Annotated in this window: 17 protein-coding genes; 11 read left to right on the forward strand and 6 right to left on the reverse strand. The window is 63.3% G+C overall.

Annotated elements, in window-relative coordinates; translation table 11 throughout:
- The first annotated feature begins 5 nt into the window (after positions 1-5).
- From B4F51_RS19920 to B4F51_RS19935, 4 genes are read left to right on the forward strand one after another with little or no spacing between them, the layout of a single operon-like run.
- Positions 6-533, forward strand: a complete 528-nt coding sequence (locus B4F51_RS19920) for a lysozyme (RefSeq protein ID WP_296228372.1) — start codon at positions 6-8, stop codon at positions 531-533.
- The gene (locus B4F51_RS19925) at positions 520-927 is read left to right on the forward strand and encodes a hypothetical protein (RefSeq protein ID WP_296228373.1); all 408 of its coding nucleotides are present in this window, start codon (positions 520-522) and stop codon (positions 925-927) included. The genes B4F51_RS19920 and B4F51_RS19925 overlap by 14 nt, the downstream gene beginning before the upstream one ends.
- Positions 921-1610 (forward strand): hypothetical protein, encoded by a 690-nt coding sequence (locus B4F51_RS19930; protein ID WP_296228375.1) that lies wholly within the window; start codon positions 921-923, stop codon positions 1608-1610. The genes B4F51_RS19925 and B4F51_RS19930 overlap by 7 nt, the downstream gene beginning before the upstream one ends.
- A gap of 18 nt (positions 1611-1628) precedes the next feature.
- Positions 1629-2330, forward strand: a complete 702-nt coding sequence (locus B4F51_RS19935) for a hypothetical protein (RefSeq protein WP_296228377.1) — start codon at positions 1629-1631, stop codon at positions 2328-2330.
- Between the two features lie 85 nt (positions 2331-2415).
- Here B4F51_RS19935 and maiA read toward each other — a convergent pair whose 3' ends face one another.
- Together maiA and B4F51_RS19945 are read right to left on the reverse strand one after the other, a co-directional pair.
- Positions 2416-3060 carry a maleylacetoacetate isomerase gene (gene maiA / locus B4F51_RS19940; protein ID WP_296228379.1) on the reverse strand — a complete coding sequence of 215 codons (645 nt, stop codon included), beginning with the start codon at positions 3058-3060 and terminating at the stop codon, positions 2416-2418.
- A 26-nt stretch (positions 3061-3086) separates the two neighbouring features.
- The gene (locus B4F51_RS19945) at positions 3087-3788 is read right to left on the reverse strand and encodes a fumarylacetoacetate hydrolase family protein (RefSeq protein WP_296228380.1); all 702 of its coding nucleotides are present in this window, start codon (positions 3786-3788) and stop codon (positions 3087-3089) included.
- A gap of 147 nt (positions 3789-3935) precedes the next feature.
- On the opposite strand from B4F51_RS19945, the gene B4F51_RS19950 reads away from it, so the two are divergent.
- The 5 genes from B4F51_RS19950 (at position 3936) to ybiB (ending at position 9867) form a co-directional block, all read left to right on the forward strand.
- Positions 3936-4574 (forward strand): ANTAR domain-containing response regulator, encoded by a 639-nt coding sequence (locus tag B4F51_RS19950; protein ID WP_296228381.1) that lies wholly within the window; start codon positions 3936-3938, stop codon positions 4572-4574.
- Positions 4575-5144: 570 nt separating this feature from the next.
- Entirely contained in the window at positions 5145-6425 is a 1281-nt protein-coding gene (locus tag B4F51_RS19955) for a CmpA/NrtA family ABC transporter substrate-binding protein (protein ID WP_296228382.1), read from the forward strand.
- A gap of 59 nt (positions 6426-6484) precedes the next feature.
- Positions 6485-7336: a nitrate ABC transporter permease gene (ntrB, locus tag B4F51_RS19960; RefSeq protein ID WP_296228384.1), complete on the forward strand. Its 852-nt coding sequence runs from the start codon at positions 6485-6487 to the stop codon at positions 7334-7336.
- A gap of 19 nt (positions 7337-7355) precedes the next feature.
- Positions 7356-8159, forward strand: a complete 804-nt coding sequence (locus tag B4F51_RS19965) for an ABC transporter ATP-binding protein (RefSeq protein ID WP_296228386.1) — start codon at positions 7356-7358, stop codon at positions 8157-8159.
- 688 nt (positions 8160-8847) lie between these two features.
- Positions 8848-9867: a DNA-binding protein YbiB gene (ybiB, locus tag B4F51_RS19970; protein WP_296228387.1), complete on the forward strand. Its 1020-nt coding sequence runs from the start codon at positions 8848-8850 to the stop codon at positions 9865-9867.
- A gap of 12 nt (positions 9868-9879) precedes the next feature.
- On the opposite strand, the gene B4F51_RS19975 is transcribed toward ybiB, so the two are convergent.
- Together B4F51_RS19975 and B4F51_RS19980 are read right to left on the reverse strand one after the other, a co-directional pair.
- Positions 9880-10749, reverse strand: coding sequence for a pirin family protein (locus B4F51_RS19975; protein WP_296228388.1), 870 nt, complete (start codon positions 10747-10749; stop codon positions 9880-9882).
- Positions 10750-10764: 15 nt separating this feature from the next.
- Complete coding sequence (locus B4F51_RS19980) at positions 10765-11169, reverse strand: OsmC family protein (protein WP_296228389.1); 405 nt, start codon at positions 11167-11169, stop codon at positions 10765-10767.
- Positions 11170-11414: 245 nt separating this feature from the next.
- On the opposite strand from B4F51_RS19980, the gene B4F51_RS19985 reads away from it, so the two are divergent.
- Positions 11415-14348 carry a diguanylate cyclase domain-containing protein gene (locus tag B4F51_RS19985; RefSeq protein WP_296228391.1) on the forward strand — a complete coding sequence of 978 codons (2934 nt, stop codon included), beginning with the start codon at positions 11415-11417 and terminating at the stop codon, positions 14346-14348.
- 209 nt (positions 14349-14557) lie between these two features.
- The gene (rpoH, locus tag B4F51_RS19990) at positions 14558-15490 is read left to right on the forward strand and encodes an RNA polymerase sigma factor RpoH (protein ID WP_296228393.1); all 933 of its coding nucleotides are present in this window, start codon (positions 14558-14560) and stop codon (positions 15488-15490) included.
- A gap of 75 nt (positions 15491-15565) precedes the next feature.
- Here the strand turns inward: rpoH and B4F51_RS19995 are convergent, their stop codons facing one another.
- Together B4F51_RS19995 and cyoE are read right to left on the reverse strand one after the other, a co-directional pair.
- On the reverse strand, positions 15566-16168 hold the full coding sequence (locus B4F51_RS19995) for an SCO family protein (RefSeq protein ID WP_296228394.1): 603 nt from the start codon (positions 16166-16168) through the stop codon (positions 15566-15568).
- 69 nt (positions 16169-16237) lie between these two features.
- Positions 16238-17179 (reverse strand): heme o synthase, encoded by a 942-nt coding sequence (gene cyoE / locus B4F51_RS20000; RefSeq protein ID WP_296228396.1) that lies wholly within the window; start codon positions 17177-17179, stop codon positions 16238-16240.

The following is a 17179-nucleotide window of genomic DNA, read 5'->3' on the forward strand; positions in this document are numbered from 1 at the left end:
CCTGCGTGACCGTCTCGATCGCCAGATCACCGAAGCCATGGACCATTACTGATAGAGGCCTATCTTTTATCGCAGAATGGGAATCTGGCGTATTAAACGGAATAAACTTCCAAGGACATTTAGTTACCGATGGCTTCATACTGAAGGCCTACTACGACAACGTCGGAATTCTGACAATTGGCTGCGGGCATAGGGTTCTTCCCGAAGATCATATCGTTGCGGGCCAGACCATCTCTTTGGAGCGCGCCAGAGAATTCAAGAGGAAGGATATTTCTATTGCACAGCGCCGCTTGAACAACAGCGTGCACGTGCCGCTGTTTCAGCATGAATATGATGCTCTCGTTAGCATCGTTTACAACACCGGGGCGGGGCAGGGTGCGGACACTTTGGTCCAGAGAGTCAATACGGGTGATTACGTGGCAACAGGGGCGTTCTTGCCAACCTATCGCGTCGGAAGCAATAGCGGGGTTCGCGCAAGGCGGGCTTCAGAAGCGAGACTTTTCACCATGAGGATCTACGATGCATCCCACTAAAGCATGTGCATTATTCTTCCTGACCGCATCACATTTTGCGATTGCGAGCTCGGATAACTCTTCTGATTGCCTGAAACATCTTGGTGGTGGATATGGAGACACTCAGTGCTATCAAGCATTGAGCGCAAAATTTACCGAAGAGAATGAGAATATCTACAAGGAGATAGCGAAAAGCATCCCCCCCGGCAGTTCACATGCACGCTTACTAGACGAGTACATGGCGTCACAAAAAGAATCTGAAAGATTTTGCGATTTGCAGCGCGATGCAGGCTCAAAATGGAAAAAATCTAATGATGGGACGATGTATCCAGCCATTTATGAAAACTGCATTTATAAATTGAGAGAATTTCAGAATTCATTTCTAAAAGATCTCCTGGATATGTCGCAATGGTAATCAAAAATCGAATGATAAAGACTGAATATATTGCACCAATCTCATTGTGGGTAGTGGTCCGTCGTCGTATCCTCAAGACGGGTCTGTTCATTGAGCCTGCATGGACAGGAACAATGGGCGAAGACATGACCGGCCCTATCATTTTTGCCTCGCGCGTACTGGCGCACAGCTACGCTCGCTTGCGTAACAAGTATCATCGCCCAGACGACAGTAATAATTGGAAAGCAATTCCTTTGCAGGAGTTCGACCTGCTGGCGCATGCCCACGGTGTTGATGGACCGTTGCACTGCATGCTGACACTGGGGCTTTCGATGGCGACCCCGACCGCGGTGGTATGCAAGGGGGGTGCGCCGCGCATCCGATGCGTACCGCTCTCGTATGACATCCCCAAGGGCTTGGGAGACATCACGTTCTCGTTCAATCAGTGGGTATTCGATTTCATGCGTGAAGAGTGGGCCTCGCTCGGCCTGCACAACTATGAGAAAGAACTAGAGGCCACCGATGAACTGAGCGACACGGACTTTGAGCGTTTGATGCAAGCGGCGATTGCTCGCCTCGACGTGTGCCAAGAACCGTTAAGCAGCGCCGGACTATGGGCAGTGTTCAGCACGCATCAGGAAGTGTGGGTGAGCGCCAACGAAGATCCGGATATCCAGCGGCCAAAGCAGCATGCCTTGCACTGAAGGAGGCAAGGCATACCGATGAAATTCTCAGCGATTCTGGCTGCGGCAGCGATTGCCCTGGCGAAGAACGCCAACGCCGGGGAGATTTTCGAAGATTACGACAGCTTCTACGCCACGCGATCTCACAAATTCTTCGGCGAGCCAATCGAGTTCGATCGCGACTCCACCTATGCCCTGCCGAGACAACTCGGTAGCTATGTGAAACTTCAAGCGTCTCTGGAAGAAAAGCCGGTGCGCGTTGAAATTGCGCCAAATCGCATCACAGTCAACAGCGCCGCCTATCGCCTTGCGCGAGCGACAGCCTTTCCTGGGGAGCATCCTTCAGACATCTACCCACCAAGCGCCAACGTATTTCTAGCCTCAAAGACAAGCACCCATCCGGCCGCTCTTTGCATAGAGGGGGCAAGTAACGGCTCGGGTGAAGCCAATCGACATACACAGATATATCTGCTGCTCAACCCATTGTCGCCGCGCGGCAAAGCAACGTTCCTGCATCTGCCAAGCTTGCTTTCATCGTGCCGGGCGATCACGGTGACGAAGGATGGCAGGGTCGCCTTTCCGAAGAACACGTATCTGCTCGACACACAACAAGAACATCGGGCGGGATTGCTGTTGTCGTATTACGTCTTTGAGCACCAGCGCTTTGTACCTATCCAGAAAGAGGTTCGATTGCGATTCACGCATCCGGAAGTCCCCTTTCAATTCGAGATTCAGGAGTAACGGTTAACGGAAGCCGGCCAGCGTGCTCACTGTGCCTTCAGACAGTGACAGGGGACTTGCTAGCGCAACGCCCCCGCCCTCTCAATCAAGCCGCATCCGGCTGCGCCGCAGGCGCAGCCCGCGCAAACGCCTCTTGCGCCATGCAGTGCTCAAAGATGCGCGCAAGCGTCGGGTAATCCTCTACCGCCACATCAAACCGCTTGCCGTTGAACACCTGCGGCACAAGGCACAGATCGGCCAGCGTCGGCGTATCGCCCACGCAATAGGCGCCGGTCAGCGGCGACTGTGACAGCCGCGTCTCCAGCGCCGAAAAGCCGAGCTTCACCCAGTGGCGATACCACTCATTGCGCGCGTCCTCTTCCACGTTGAATGTGTTCTTCAGGTACTTGAGCACGCGCGGGTTGTTGAGCGGATGGATCTCGCAGGCAATCGCCAGGGCAATCGCGCGGATATGCGCGCGGTTGCTGGCCGAGCCCGGCAGCAGCGTGGGCTCGGGGTGCGTCTCTTCCAGGTATTCGACGATCGCCAAAGACTGGTTCAGCACGTCGGTGCCGTCGCACAGCACGGGCACCAGCGCATCGGGGTTCAGCTTGACGAAATCGGGCGCCATTTGCTCGCCCTTGAGCAGGTGGACCGGCGCGTAGTCGTACGGCAGGCCCTTGATCTCCAGGGCAATGCGCACACGGAACGACGCCGAACTGCGGAAGTAGTTGTACAGCTTGATCGACATGGCTTCTGACTCTTCTATCGGGTCTATCAGATGACCTTCACATGCAGCTCGCCCACGCCCTCGATCTGGCCGACCATCAGATCGCCAACGGCGACGGGGCCAACGCCTTCGGGCGTGCCGGTATAGATCAGGTCGCCGGGGCGCAGTTCGAACAGGCGCGACAGATACGCAATGGTTTCCGGCACCGACCAGATCAGGTCGGACAGATCACCGCGCTGGTGCTCGCGGCCGTTGACCGACAACGTGATGGCACCCTTGTTGGGGTGCGCCACGTCCTTGGCCGGCACGATGGGCCCGATGGGCGCGGAGCCGTCGAACGCCTTGCCGGTTTCCCACGGGCGGCCGCCCTTCTTCGCCGCGTTCTGCAAATCGCGGCGCGTCATGTCCAGGCCGATGGCATAGCCGTAGATGTGGTTGGCCGCCGTTTCCACGGAGATATCGCGGCCACCCGTACCGATGGCGACCACCAGTTCGATCTCGTAGTGGCAATCCTTGGTTTCGGTCGGATAGACGAACTGGCCGGTCTCGCCGTCGGCGATGTAACGCACGGCGTCGGCAGGCTTGCAGAAGAAGAACGGCGGCTCGCGGTCGGGGTCGGAACCCATCTCGCGGGCGTGGGCGGCATAGTTGCGGCCGACGCAGTACACACGGCGCACCGGAAACTGGCCTTGCCCGCCACGGACGGGAATGCCATTGACGGCGGGCGGGGTGACGACGAAATCGGTCATGCGGGTCTCCTCGGACTAAGCTGGATTGGAACAGGTGGGGACACTGCGGCCACCGCCCCCCGGCGACCGACGAGTTTGCGAGGATACACCCGCACCGCCCGGCGCGGTTCTTGCATAAGCGACGTGCACAACGCCCCACTTTGCACCATGCAAACGAAGCCGCCCACTCCGCCCGCACCGCCCGCCGCCCCCACCTCGGCCGCGCCGATGCGCGTGCTGCTGGTGCGCGATCCGCTTGACGCCGAACGGATCAACCTGGAGCTGATCCGCGCCGGGCTGGCCGAGGCCGGCTTTGTGGACGTGGGCCTGGCCGACGCCGACCTGACGCTGCCCGACCGCATCGCCCAGACCCAGCCCGACATGGTGATCGTCGCCTCCGAATCGGCCGCGCGGGACACCATCGAGCACGTTTGCGTGGCCACCCAGCACGCGCCGCGCCCCATCGTGCTGTTCACCGACAACGACGACTCCGCGCGCATCAAGTCGGCGTTTGCGGCCGGCATCACCGCCTACATCGTCGACGGCATCAAGCCCACGCGTGTGAAAGCCGTGCTGGACGTGGCCTACGCCCGCTTCGAGCACGAGCGCGCCCTGCGCGCCGAACTGGACACCGCCAAGACGCAACTGGCCGAGCGCAAGGTGCTGGAGCGCGCCAAGGGCCTGCTGATGAAGCAGATGAACCTGTCGGAAGACGACGCCTTCAAGCGCCTGCGCAAGATGGCGATGGACCGCAACATCAAGCTCGTGGAAGCGGCCCAGCGCGTGATTGACGTGATGGCCGGCTGAGCGGTCGGGCATCCGCCCGGTTTTGGTGCAACGCACAACTCCGGCGCCGCCGACGCACCAGTCGCGCGCCGGGTTCCGAGCTTCGAACGCGGGGGCAAACCCTCGAGTGCCGAGTTCCAAGCGTCAAACACCGAGCGAAAAGCCTGATGCGCCGAGCTCGGCGCGCCAGGCGCCGGGCGAAAAGCCTCGCACTCTCGGAGTTCAGAATCCCACCGACCGGGCTCTGAACCCTAATCGCCAAGCTAAAAGCCTTGCGGGTCGAGTCCTGAACTCGGAACACCGAGAAAAAAGCTCGACGCGTGGAGCTCTGAACTCGGAATGCCGAGAAAAATTCTCGACGTGTGGAGCTTTGAACTCGGAATGCCGAGAAAAAATCTCGGCACGTGAAGTACCGAACGCGAACCGCCGACCATCGCTCAACGTTGGCATACCCCTTGCAAGTGTCGCTGTGAAGCCGGTGCCGACGTGGGTATCGGCATGGGACAACGGCGTCCCGACGCATGGCTCTGCGACCCATCCCCGGCGATGGGCGATGGCACGCGTCGGGACGCCTTTTCTTTGGAGCCATGGATGGCCGCGCCAGACAAGACCGACACCCTCGTCAATCCGATCAACCCCAAGCGCCGCAGCGTCATGAAAGCCGCGGCGACCATCGCAGGAGGTAGTGCCGTGGCATTGATCGATCCGCTGGTGCGTGCCGGTGCCTGGGCCGCTGGCTCCGATGCACCCGAGAAGACCGAGTTGAAGATCGGCTTCATCCCGCTCACGGACTGCGCCTCGGTGGTGATGGCATCCATGCTCGGCATCGACAAGAAGTACGGCATCAAGATCACGCCGTCCAAGGAAGCCTCGTGGGCCGGCGTGCGCGACAAGCTGGTGTCGGGTGATCTGGATGCGGCGCACGTGCTCTATGGCCTGATCTACGGCGTGCAGCTCGGCATCGGTGGCCCGAAGAAGGACATGGCCGCGCTGATGACGCTCAACAACAACGGCCAGGCGATCACGCTGTCGTCCAAGCTCCGGCAAGCGGGCGTCAAGGATGGCGCGTCGTTGAGGGCCGCGATGACCAAGGACAAGCGCGACTACACCTTTGCCCAGACCTTCCCGACCGGCACGCACGCGATGTGGCTGTACTACTGGCTGGCCGCGCACGGCATCCACCCGTTGCAGGATGCGAAGGCGATTACCGTGCCGCCGCCGCAGATGGTCGCCAACATGCGCGTGGGCAACATGGACGGCTTTTGCGTCGGTGAACCATGGGGCGCCCGCGCGATTGCCGACAACATCGGCTTTACCGCCGAGACCACGCAGGCCATCTGGAAGGACCATCCGGAGAAGGTGCTCGGCACCACGGCGGAGTTCGTGCAGAAGTATCCGAACACGGCGCGAGCGCTCACGGCCGCTGTGCTGGAGGCGTCGAAGTTCATCGATGCGTCGGCGTCGAACCGCCGCAAGACGGCCGAGACCATCGCCGCCAAGTCGTACGTCAACACCGACATGGACATCATTCTCGACCGCATGCTGGGGCGCTACTCGAATGGCCTGGGCAAGACCTGGGACGATCCGGACCCGATGCGCTTCTATCACGATGGCGCGGTCAACTTTCCGTACCTGTCGGACGGCATGTGGTTCCTCACGCAGCACAAGCGCTGGGGCCTGCTGAAGGCGCATCCGGACTATCTGGCCGTGGCCAAGCAGGTCAACCGCATCGACATCTACAAGCAGGCCGCCACCGCCACCGGCACGCCACTGCCCAAGAGCGACATGCGCACCGCCAAGCTGATCGACGGCGTGGTGTGGGATGCCAAGAACCCCGCCGCGTACGCTGACGGCTTCAAGCTCAAAGCTTGAGACACGCGCTGGCCCACTTCCCCTTCTGATTGCGGTCCTTCACGTCGATGGAGCCCGATATGAACACGCTTGCCAAAGCCTTGCCCGGTGTGCAGTCCGACGCCGCCCCTGCCCGTCGCCGCATTACCTGGCGCGACTGGTTCGTCGCCGCCGTAGTGCGCGGCTTTCCGCCCGTACTGGGCTTTGCGCTGTTCGTGCTGGCATGGCAGGGCATTGCCACGGCCATCCCGGCGCTGCCGACACCGGCGGTCACGTGGAAGGCCGCCGTCGCGCTCTTCGCCGATCCGTTCTACCGCAACGGCCCGAACGACCAGGGTGTGGGCTGGAACGTGCTGGCATCGCTGGCGCGGGTGGGCGCGGGCTTTGGCATGGCGGCGGTCATCGGCATTCCGGCGGGCTTCCTGATTGGCCGGTTTGCGTTCCTCAATGCCATGGCCTCGCCCATCATCAGCCTGCTGCGGCCGGTGTCGCCACTGGCGTGGTTGCCGATCGGGCTGCTGCTGTTCAAGTCGGCCAACCCGGCGGCCATCTGGGCCATCTTCATCTGCTCGATCTGGCCGATGGTCATCAACACCGCCGTGGGTGTCACGCGCGTGCCGCAGGACTACCTGAACGTGGCGCGCGTGCTGAATCTCTCCGAATGGAAGGTGTTCACGCGCGTGCTGTTTCCCGCCGTGCTGCCGTACATGCTGACGGGCGTGCGGTTGTCCATCGGCACCGCGTGGCTGGTGATCGTCGCGGCCGAGATGCTCACCGGCGGGGTCGGCATCGGCTTCTGGCTGTGGGACGAGTGGAACAACCTGAAGGTCGAGCACATCGTCATCGCCATCTTCGTGATTGGGGTGGTGGGCTTGCTGCTGGAACATGCGCTGCTGGCGATTGCGCGGCGCTTCTCGTACGACGCGGTTTGAGGGAAATGGGGGGATCGCCATGACAGACAAGTTCCTGCGTATCGAAAACGCCGGCCAAACGTTCAAGACCAAGAGCGGCCCGTTCGTCGCCCTGCGCGACATCGACCTGACGGTTGCGCGCGGCGAGTGCATTGCGTTGATCGGTCACTCGGGCTGCGGTAAATCGACATTGCTGAACCTCATTGCCGGGCTCACGCGGCCGACCACGGGTGGGCTGATCCTGGCCGAACGCGAGATCGCCGGGCCGGGGCCGGATCGCGCGGTGGTGTTCCAGAACCACTCGCTGCTGCCGTGGCTCACCTGCTTTGACAACGTGTACCTGGCGGTGGAGCGGGTGTTCGGCAAGAGCGAGACGAAAGCACAACTGCGTGATCGCACGCATGCGGCGCTGGCGCTGGTCGGCCTGTCTCATGCCGAGCAGAAGCATCCGCATGAGATCTCTGGCGGGATGAAGCAGCGCGTGGGGATCGCGCGGGCGCTGTCGATGGAGCCGAAGGTGTTGCTGATGGATGAGCCGTTTGGCGCGCTGGATGCGCTCACGCGGGCGCATCTGCAGGATGAACTGCTGAGGATCGTTGCGGCCACCGGCAGCACGGTTGTGATGGTCACCCATGACGTGGATGAAGCGGTGCTGCTGGCGGATCGCATCGTCATGATGACGAATGGGCCAGCGGCCACCATCGGTGAAGTGTTGAAGGTGGCGCTGGCACGGCCGCGGGATCGGATGGCGCTGGCTGATGACCCGATGTATCACGCTTGTCGGACTGCGGTGCTGGATTTTCTGTATCGGAAGCAGCGGCATCCGGTGGCGAAAGCGGCTTGATGGGTGTTGCTGGGTTTTGGTTTTGGTTTTGGTTTTGATGTTGGTGGTCCATCCCCCTTTCGTCCCCTGCCGGGGCCGACTCACTTTTCTTTGTCTTGCCAAAGAAAAGTAAGCAAAAGAAAGGCGCGCCCAAGATGACGACCCATTCCTTGAATTTGTGTCGCAGGGAGGGAAGGGAGGCAAACTCGCTGCGCTCAGACAAGCCTCCCTTCTTTTTCCTCCCTGCAACAGAAATTCAAGGCGCCATCTAGGGCAGGGGTAAAGCAAACAATCTTTTGCCAGCGCGCCACTTCGTTTTGCATTCCAAACGTTCGCCGCGCAGGCGGCCTCTTCCTGGCGCTGGCCTCCGCACGCCGTCGGTTTGGCCTTTGACGTTCCTGCCCTTGATGGCGCCTTGAATTTTTGTAAGCGGGCGGAAAAAAGACGGGGAACTGTCTGAGCGCAGCGAGTTTTCCCCGCCTCCGCCTGGTTACGAAAATTCAAGGAGTCTTTCGCCANNTCGCCATCTCGGGCGCGCCTTTCTTTTGCCTACTTTTCTTTGGCAAGACAAAGAAAAGTAGGTCAGCCCCGGCAGGGGATGAAATAAGGGATGCACCGCCAAGAAAAAACCAGCCGAACTCCAGCGCTAGCGCCAGCGCAAACCCCAGCGCTATGATCAACTCCACGCAAACAACACCCCACGCCGGCCATGCCCGCTCCCCCCATCCTCCCCGACAACGCCGCTGAAGACGCCCTGACGACAGGCCCCATCCCCGTCGCCCGCTTCATCAAGGAAATCGGCCGTGGCGCAGATGGCGCCCGCGCGCTGGTCAAACACGATGCGCGTGCCCTCTTCACCGCCATGCTCGAAGGCCGCGTGGCCGACGTGCAGCTCGGCGCCATCCTCATGGCCTACCGCATCAAGGGCGAGACGCCGGAAGAACTGGACGGCATGCTGGAAGCCACGCATGCGCACTGCCTGCCGCTGCCCGCGCCCGATATCCGCGTGGTGCCGGAGCCCGTGCTGCCAGTGGTGATCCCCAGCTACAACGGCGCGCGCCGCCAGCCGAACCTGGTGCCGCTGCTGGCCAAGCTGCTGGCGCGCGAGGGCGTGCCGGTGCTGGTCCATGGCATCCGGCATTTCGATGGCCGCATCACCACGGCCACGCTGTTCGAGGCGCTGGGCTGGCCGATCTGCGAGCACATGGACGAAGCCCGCGAGCGGCTGGAAAACGAGCGCCTCGCCTATGTGCCGATCGACGTGCTATCGCCCGACCTGACAGCGCTGTTGGACAAGCGCGAGATCGTCGGCCTGCGCAATTCAGCACACACGGTGGTGAAGATGCTGCAGCCAATTGGCGGCCACGCGCCGCACGAGGCGCTGCGGCTGGTCAGCTATACGCACCCGGAATACCGCGACACGCTGACCGACTACTTCCTGCGCCACCCGGCCAATGTGCTGCTGGCGCGCGGCACCGAAGGCGAGGCCGTGGCCGATGCGCGGCGCGGCAGCGCGGTGGAGTGGCTGCACGACGGCACCCATGAGACGGTGATCGAGGCGGTGGAGGGTTCGAGTGATACGCCGCCCGAGCTGCCTGCGGGAATGGATGCGGCAGCAACAGCGCGGTGGATTGAAGCCGTGCTCGACGGCAAGCAGCCGGTGCCGGAGCCGATCGCCAAGCAGGTCCGGGCGATCGTGCGTTGTGCACGACCGACGCGGCCTGCCTGATCGTTTCCCGGCTTAGCGGGACGGCAGCGGAATGCGCTCCGTCTCGCCGGGCACGTGGGCAAAGGCATCGTCCTGCCAGCGCTGCTTGGCGTCTTCGATATCCGCCTGATCGCTGGCGACAAAGTTCCAGTAGATGTGCCGCCGGCCGTCGGTCGGCTCGCCGCCCAGCAACATCAGGCGCGACGACACCTGCGCGGTGATCGTCACATCTCCGCCCGGTTCGAGCACCGCCAGGTGCTGCGGGTCGAGCGCCTCGCCGTCGATCGTGACGGCACCCTCGACGAGATACAGCCCGCGGTCTTCATGCTCAGGCGGGATCACCAGTGATGCCCCCGCCGCCAATTCCAACGCCACGTACAGCGTGCGCGAGCTCACCTTCACCGGCGAGGTCAGCCCGAAGGCGTCTCCAGCGATGACGACACCTTGCACGCCCGGACACTCAAGCTTGGGGAGCGTATCGGCGGCATGGTGCGCGAAGCTCGGCGCGACCTTTTCCTGACCCTTCGGCAGCGCCACCCAGGTCTGGATGCCGTGCAGGCGCGCGCCGCTGGCACGGACCTCGGGCGCAGTCCGCTCGGAATGCGCGATACCGCTGCCGGCCGTCATCCAGTTCACGTCGCCAGGGGTGATGGTCTGCACGCTGCCCAGACTGTCGCGGTGGACCATGCTGCCGTCGAACAGGTAGGTGACGGTGGCCAGGCCGATGTGCGGATGCGGGCGCACGTCGATGCCCTCGCCGGGCGCGAAATCCACCGGCCCCATGTGATCGAAGAAGATGAACGGTCCCACCGTCTGGCGCGCTGCCGAGGGCAGCACGCGCTTGACCGAGAAGCCGCCAAGGTCGCGCACGTGCGGACCGATGATGTGCTGGATCGATGTCATGGCGTGCCTCCGTGTTCAGGCGCGCTCGGCCAGTTCGGTATCGATGCTGATCTCGACTTCGGTCATCAACTTGTGAATCGGGCACTTGCCGGCCACGCGCAGCAGGTCGGCGCGTTGCTCGTCGGTCAGGTCGCCGTGCAGCGTGAGCACGGTACGCAGCTTGTAGCGGCCTTGGCGCTCCTGGCTGCCGTCGTGCTCGACCGCCACGTCGATCGACTCCAGCGGATATTTGCGCTGGCGGGCATAGAGCGTCACTGTCAGCGCCTTGCAGCTCGCCAGCGCGGCGTCGAAGTAGGCGTGCGGGTCGGGCGCGCTGTCCTCGCCAGCCGGCTTGGGCACGTCGGTATAGGTCACCCCTTCGGGAAACGTGACCTTGTGACGGTACAGGCCTTCGGTGTCCTTGCTGACGACGATGCTCATGACGGCTCCTGGTTCCTGGTAACAATTCGACAATGTCTGGGAGTGTAGCCAACTTGCGTGACGGCACGGGATGGACACAGGAGGTGTCGTACACGTCGCATTCTTTGCCGCATCGATCACACCGCGCCTGAGAAGCGCCAATTTGGCAATCGAATTGGCCCAAATCGCTCAAGCGGCGCAGATTTCCGCCGATCTCCCGGGTGGGACACACGCATCCCGCACGCCCCCACAGACAGATTCCCTCCATGGTTTCTCGCCGCCCCCTTGTCGCCGTTGCCGGTGGCATCGGCTCTCTCCTCACGCTTATCGGGCTGACCGTCATGGTCGGCTGGCTGCGGCATTGGCCGTGGGGTGTGAGGCTGGGCAGCGACCCGCTGGTGATTGTGTTCGCCACGGGGCTGAACCTGCTGTTGCTGGGAGCGGGGCTGGCCGCGCTGCTGATCGGCACGCAGCGGCCCGATGTGCGCTGGGCAGACCCGGCCGCACGTCTGGCCGGCGGCATGGTGGCAGTACTGTGCACGCTGCGTCTGGTCGAGACGGCCACGGGCTGGCCCATGGCGCTCGACTTCCCGGGCGTGCACATGTGGCTCGATCGCCAATGGCTGACCGGGTGGATCGGCGGCATGCATCCGAGCCATGCGCTGGCGTTGGCCGCGACCGCCATGGCGCTGTGCCTCGTGCCGACGGCGGACCGACCGCGTCATGCCCGATGGCTGTGCGCCCTGGCCGGCGCGGCAGTGCTGCTCAGCGTCGGTGACCTGCTCGGCCGGGCGATGACGCTCGAATACCTGTACCCGGTCTGGCTGAAGTGGCGCGGCTCCGACGTGGCTGCGGGCTGCGGACTGCTTGCGGTGACGGGCGTGCTGTGCGTGGCGCTGGCCAGACATCCGCGCGAGTTCCAGGTGCGGCTGTCGCCGGAAGACATCATCGTCTGGATCAGCGGCGGCTGCGTCGTGCTGGCAGGCCTGGGCGCCACCGTCACGGCTTTCATCATCCAGGTCGACAGCGTCAGCGTGACGTTCGGCAGTACTCGGGCACGCGCGCTATCGAGCTATGCCGAGGAGTTCGACCAGGTGCTGGCGATGCGCGCGGAGAACCCAGGGCTGGTTACCGCTGCGCACCGCGTGCAGGACGTGCTGCGCACCCCCGCCGACAACCGGGCGCGCCTGCAAGGCGCAAGCGCACTTCAGGCCTATCGCCAGCAGGGCTACTCCTACCTGCAACTGCGCACGCTGGGGGGCGAGGGTGTGGTCAGCCTTGGCACGCAGGCGCCACACCCGGAGCTGGCGATTCCGCTGCACGCCGGCCTGGCACCGGAGCGCGTTACGCTGCAATGGAATCACGGTTTCGCCATGCGCACCGAAACCCCAGTGATGGCCGACGGTAGGCAGATCGGCTGGCTGGTCGCCGAGCAGCCGCTCGCCCACATGACCGCGCGCTACACCAAGCTGGCCAGCGCGGGCGTGACGGAAACGCTCGCCATGGCGGGCTTCGACGCCCGCCGCCGCGCGATGTCGTTCCCGCAGCGCTTCGATGCCTACGTCTTTGAACTGCCCCCGCTGACGGTGGACCACCGTCCGTTGCCCTCACGCTTGGCGCTGGCCGGCCAGTCGGGCTACGGCCAGTGGCGCGACATCCACGGCATGCCGACCGCGTTCAGCTACACGCCCATCGGCCACACCGGGCTGGCGCTGATCAGCAAGATCGCCAGCGCCGAGCTGTACGCACCCATGCGCGTGCAGTTCGAGCGGCTGGGCGCGCTCATGCTGTGCGGGATCGTTGGCTGCGTGCTGATCATTCGCCTGACGGTGCGGCCGTTCGCCAACCGGCTGGCGGCATCCGAGCGCGCGCTGCGCACCGCCAACGAAAGCCTTGAACGCCGCCGCGACGCCCTGCGTGCCAGCCGCGAGCAACTGCGTCTGGTGGCCGACAACGTGCCCGCCCAGCTCAGCTATGTCGCCCCCGACGGCGTCATCCGCTTTGCGAGCCGCACGCTGCTGGAGGCGTTCGGCCGCACGCCGGATCAGATGATCGACCGCCATGTCAGCGAGATCTACACCCCCGACGACTACCGCACGCTGCTGCCTTACATGACCGAGGTGCTGGCCGGTTATCCGGTGCAGTTCGAGGTCACCTCGCTGCGCACCGGCGCGCCGCGCCACCTGAGCGGCCACTACTACCCCGACTACGACGACGGCGGCACGCTGCGCGGCTACTTCTCGGTGCTGCAGGATCTGACCGAGCGCACCATTGCCGAACGGGCGCTGGCACGTAGCGAACACGCGCTCAAGCTGGTGCTCGACAACGCCCCGCTGCTGGTCTCGCACATCGACGCCGACGGCATCTTCACTTTCTGCAATATCACCCTGGCGCGCTGGCTGCAACGCACGCCCGAGGAAGTCTGCGGGCAGCCCGCGCACGAAGTCTTCACGCCGGGCACCTATGCCCTGCTGGCGCCGTATCTGGCCCGCGCGGTGCGAGGTGAGTCGGTCGAGTTCGAGATCAACGCGCCGTGGTATGAGAAGCCGCGCGCCAGCAGTCCGCGCCACCGCACGCGGTACCTGCGCGGCCAGCTTGTCCCGGATACCGCCGATGCCGCAGACGCCGATTCTGGCGCCGAACGCTGCGGCTTCTACGCCTTCGTGCAGGACGTGACCGAGGCCAAGCGCAGCGAGATGGAACTCTCGCGCATGGCACGCTTTGACGCCCTTACCGGCCTGCCCAACCGCTACGAACTCTACGAGCGTCTGCGCACGGCCCTGGAGCGCCGCCAGCGCCAGCCCTCGCCCATCGGCGTGCTGTACCTGGATGTGGATCACTTCAAGCACATCAACGATACCTACGGCCACGCCGCCGGCGACGCCGTGCTGGTGGAGGTCGCCCAGCGCCTGCAGCGTGCCATACGCCGCACGGATACCGTCGCTCGCCTGGCAGGTGATGAATTCGTCATCCTGCTGGACCCGATCGAGGCTGCGGACGATGCGTTGCACACAGCACACAAGGTCGTCAACGCGATCCGCCCGCCAATCCTCCTATCCGGCGACGTGGTGCTGCATGTAACGGCCAGCATCGGCGTGGCCTGCCCGGCGCGGGATGTCAGTGATCCTGACGTGGCTTTACGTGAGGCGGATCGCGCACTTTATTGGGCCAAGTCGCGCGGGCGTAACACAGCGGCATAACCAACGCCGAGCGCGAACCGACGCCGCTGACAGCGGTCTATGACTGGGTGTGCCGCCAGTTTTGTTGCGGCGCAATCATCACGCTATTGAATTTAATTTTCTGATTTACGGGAACTATCAATCAGCACAAAAAGTCTTATTAGCACTCATCCAATTGGAGTGCTAAGATGCCTTTCCAAATCTCCACTGGATTTCGACAGGAGTCCTGAGTGAACGCAGTCATTCCCGCAGCTAACCCCGTCAGCACCACTTCCGTCATCGCCATGCAGCCTTCGGGCAACGCGTGGGCGCTGGCATTCCCCGGCAACCTGGGCAACATCGACGCCTATATCCAGAGCGTCAACCGGGTGCCGATGCTGTCGGCTGAGGAAGAGCAACACCTCGCCCGCAACTACCGCGATAACGACGACCTCGATTCCGCGCGTCGCCTGGTGCTCTCGCACCTGCGCCTGGTGGTGTCGATCGCCCGTCAATACCTCGGCTACGGCCTGCCGCATGCCGACCTCATCCAGGAAGGCAACATCGGCCTGATGAAGGCCGTCAAGCGCTTCGACCCGGACCAGGGCGTGCGACTCGTGTCGTACGCGATGCACTGGATCAAGGCCGAGATGCACGAGTACATCCTGAAGAACTGGCGCATGGTCAAGGTGGCGACCACCAAGGCCCAGCGCAAGCTGTTCTTCAACCTGCGCAGCCACAAGCAGGACGCGCAGGCCACCTTCACGTCCGACGAGATCGACGCCGTTGCGGCCGAGCTCAACGTCAAGGGCGCCGAAGTGCGCGAGATGGAAACGCGCCTCTCGGGCGGCGACATCGCGCTCGAAGGCCAGATGGACGACGGCGAAGAGTCTTTCGCCCCGATCGCCTACCTGGCGGACACGCACAACGAGCCGACCCGCGTGATCGAAGCGCGTGGCAACGACCGCATGCAAAGCGAAGGCATCGAAGCCGCCCTCGCCAAGCTGGACGACCGCAGCCGCCGCATCATCGAGGCCCGCTGGCTGCACGTGAACGACGATGGCTCCGGCGGCGCGACGCTGCACGAGCTGGCTGACGAGTTCGGCGTGTCGGCCGAACGCATCCGCCAGATCGAATCGGCTGCGATGAAGAAGATGAAGGGTGCGCTGCAAGCCTTCGCTTGACGCCCCCTTCACCGCAATAAGAAAGCCCGCCAATCGGCGGGCTTTTTCTTTGGGCGCTCACTGCGTAGATCAGGCTCAGTCGAGCAGCAGCTTGATATCGTGCACGATCGGCTCCGGGCCCTGGCCATGCTTGATGAACAGGCGCAGGTTGCCCTTCGGGTCGAACATGTAGCTGCCGGCGGTGTGATCCATCGTGTAGTTGTCGGGCGAACTGCCCGGCACCTTGCTATAGAACACCTTGAAGTCGGACGCGACCTTCTTGAGCTCCGCCTCGTTGGCCGGGCGCAGGCCGATGAAGCGCGGATCGAACGCGGGCACGTACTTGGCCAGAAGGTCCTGCGTATCGCGCTCGGGGTCGACGGTGACGAACAACACCTGCACGCGATCGGCGTCCTTGCCGAGCGCGTCCATCACGCCGCGCAACTCAGCCAGCGTGGTCGGGCAAACGTCAGGGCAATGCGTGTAGCCGAAGAACATCACAACGACCTTGCCGCGAAAATCTTCCAGCGTGCGCCGCTTGCCGGTGTGGTCTGTGAGCGAGAAATCGTTGCCGAAGCTCTTGGCGCCAGTGATGTCGAGGTTCTTGAAGGCAGGCTTGTCGCTGCACGCGGCGAGCGCCAGCACAGTCGCGGCCAGCGCGGCGAACAGGACAGCACGGAAGTGTCGGAAGGAGAGCATGGTCATCGTGTTGGAGACAGGCCGCCTAGCGTAACGCCAACCGCACGTGCTTGCAGGCGGCCCCGTGCGTCAGAGCGCCGCGCCTTGCGGCATGGCAGGGCCAAACTTGAAGTAATGGTCCACCAGCAGCGCGGCAAACAGAATCGACAGATAGATGATCGAGTAGCGGAAGGTCTTCTGCGCCAGCGCATCGGAGTAATTGCGGTACAGGCGCCACGCATAGGCGAAGAAGCCCGCGCCCAGCACCAGCGCCGTCGCCAGGTAGATGTATCCGCTCATGCCGTACACAAATGGCAGGATGGTCGCGGCAATCATGATGAGCGTGTACAGCAGGATGTGCAGCAGCGTGTATTTCTCGCCGTGCGTGATCGGCAGCATCGGCAGGCCGGACTTGGCGTAGTCTGCGCGGCGATACAGTGCCAGCGCCCAGAAGTGCGGCGGCGTCCAGGTGAAGATGATCAGCACCAGAATCCAGGCTTCGGCCGGCACGCTATTGGCGACCGCCGCCCAGCCCAGCGCCGGCGGCATCGCGCCCGACAGGCCGCCGATCACGATGTTCTGCGGCGTGGCCGGCTTGAGCAGCAGCGTGTAGATGATCGCGTAGCCGATGAAGGTGGCGAAGGTCAGCCACATCGTCAGGTCGTTGGCGAAGACGTGCAGCGTCCACATGCCCGCGCCGCCCAGCACCAATGAGAACAGCAGGATTTGCCGCGTGCCCAGCTCACCGCTGGCCGACGGGCGCCACGCCGTGCGGCGCATCATCGCGTCGATCTTTCGCTCGACCAGGCAGTTGATGGCGAAGGCAGCACCGGCAAACAGCCAGATGCCGACAGCGCCGCCGATCAGCACCGGCCACGGCACCATGCCCGGCGTGGCGAGGAACATGCCGATCACGGCGCAGAACACGGCGAGCTGCGTCACGCGCGGCTTGGTCAGCGCCGCATACTGCGATGCGGTGTGCCGCCAGCCGGAGAGTTGAGTGGAAGTTGTTGGGGATGCCACGGTATTCAT

This window comes from Ralstonia sp. UBA689 (assembly GCF_002298975.1).
Taxonomy (GTDB): Bacteria; Pseudomonadota; Gammaproteobacteria; order Burkholderiales; family Burkholderiaceae; genus Ralstonia.

What these genes read in the sequence shown, in the direction of transcription:
- cyoE (WP_296228396.1), bottom strand. Translation starts at nt 17,179, where the DNA reads ATGAATACCGTGGCATCCCCAACAACTTCCACTCAACTCTCCGGCTGG.
- B4F51_RS19995 (WP_296228394.1), bottom strand. Translation starts at nt 16,168, where the DNA reads ATGCTCTCCTTCCGACACTTCCGTGCTGTCCTGTTCGCCGCGCTGGCC.
- B4F51_RS19935 (WP_296228377.1), top strand. Translation starts at nt 1,629, where the DNA reads ATGAAATTCTCAGCGATTCTGGCTGCGGCAGCGATTGCCCTGGCGAAG.
- ntrB (WP_296228384.1), top strand. Translation starts at nt 6,485, where the DNA reads ATGAACACGCTTGCCAAAGCCTTGCCCGGTGTGCAGTCCGACGCCGCC.
- B4F51_RS19925 (WP_296228373.1), top strand. Translation starts at nt 520, where the DNA reads ATGCATCCCACTAAAGCATGTGCATTATTCTTCCTGACCGCATCACAT.
- B4F51_RS19955 (WP_296228382.1), top strand. Translation starts at nt 5,145, where the DNA reads ATGGCCGCGCCAGACAAGACCGACACCCTCGTCAATCCGATCAACCCC.
- maiA (WP_296228379.1), bottom strand. Translation starts at nt 3,060, where the DNA reads ATGTCGATCAAGCTGTACAACTACTTCCGCAGTTCGGCGTCGTTCCGT.
- B4F51_RS19930 (WP_296228375.1), top strand. Translation starts at nt 921, where the DNA reads ATGGTAATCAAAAATCGAATGATAAAGACTGAATATATTGCACCAATC.
- B4F51_RS19985 (WP_296228391.1), top strand. Translation starts at nt 11,415, where the DNA reads ATGGTTTCTCGCCGCCCCCTTGTCGCCGTTGCCGGTGGCATCGGCTCT.
- B4F51_RS19975 (WP_296228388.1), bottom strand. Translation starts at nt 10,749, where the DNA reads ATGACATCGATCCAGCACATCATCGGTCCGCACGTGCGCGACCTTGGC.
- B4F51_RS19945 (WP_296228380.1), bottom strand. Translation starts at nt 3,788, where the DNA reads ATGACCGATTTCGTCGTCACCCCGCCCGCCGTCAATGGCATTCCCGTC.
- ybiB (WP_296228387.1), top strand. Translation starts at nt 8,848, where the DNA reads ATGCCCGCTCCCCCCATCCTCCCCGACAACGCCGCTGAAGACGCCCTG.
- B4F51_RS19980 (WP_296228389.1), bottom strand. Translation starts at nt 11,169, where the DNA reads ATGAGCATCGTCGTCAGCAAGGACACCGAAGGCCTGTACCGTCACAAG.
- B4F51_RS19965 (WP_296228386.1), top strand. Translation starts at nt 7,356, where the DNA reads ATGACAGACAAGTTCCTGCGTATCGAAAACGCCGGCCAAACGTTCAAG.
- B4F51_RS19950 (WP_296228381.1), top strand. Translation starts at nt 3,936, where the DNA reads ATGCAAACGAAGCCGCCCACTCCGCCCGCACCGCCCGCCGCCCCCACC.